Origin of the sequence: Mycolicibacterium peregrinum, from assembly GCF_001665625.1 — a bacterium.
Lineage (GTDB): Bacteria > Actinomycetota > Actinomycetes > Mycobacteriales > Mycobacteriaceae > Mycobacterium > Mycobacterium peregrinum_B.
Window position 1 is genome coordinate 1 of record NZ_LZSY01000142.1, and the last position, 653, is coordinate 653.

The 653-nt window shown below is 66.2% G+C and carries 2 protein-coding genes; one reads left to right on the plus strand and one right to left on the minus strand.

From position 1 onward, the window contains the following. Window positions 1–222: O-methyltransferase (locus A5779_RS22865; protein WP_413784893.1), on the plus strand; the 222-nt coding region annotated here is incomplete at its 5' end. Between the two features lie 74 nt (window positions 223–296). On the opposite strand, the gene A5779_RS22870 is transcribed toward A5779_RS22865, so the two are convergent. Next, the coding region (locus A5779_RS22870) for an MMPL family transporter (RefSeq protein WP_165609819.1) at window positions 297–653 on the minus strand (357 nt) is incomplete at its 5' end.

The window sequence follows — 653 nt, forward strand, 5'->3', positions numbered from 1 at the left end:
GTCGAGTGGGCGATCCGACTGGGTCGGCCGGGCTCGATCATCGTGGTCGACAACGTGACCCGCTTCGGTCGGGTGCTCGCACCGGCGCCCGACGACGCACAGGCGCAGGCCGTGCGCGACATGCTGGAGATGATGGGTGCCGATCCGCGGTTGGACACCGCGGCCATTCAAACCGTGGGCACCAAGGGCTGGGACGGTTTCGCCGTGGCGCTCGTGCGGTAAACGACCTCTCGAAACGCCGCGAGCGTGCGTGTCCAATCAGCAGACACGCACGCTCGCGGAGTTTGAGGGTAGGGCTAAGCCAGCGAGTCCTGCGGCTCGCGCTGGATCGGCTTCGGCCACGGCTCGGGCTTGGGCCGCTGGCGCACCATCTGCGGCCACCAGAACCACTTGCCCATCAGGGCTGCGATGGACGGGGTCATGAAGGAGCGGATGACCAGGGTGTCGAACAAGAGGCCCAGACCGATGGTGGTGCCCACCTGGCCGATCACGGCGAGTTCGCTGACTGCCATCGACATCATGGTGAACGCGAACACCAGGCCTGCCGAGGTGACCACCGACCCGGTGCCGCCCATGGCGCGGATGATGCCGGTGTTCAAGCCTGCGTGGATCTCCTCTTTGAATCGGGAGACCAGTAGCAGGTTGTAGTCCGC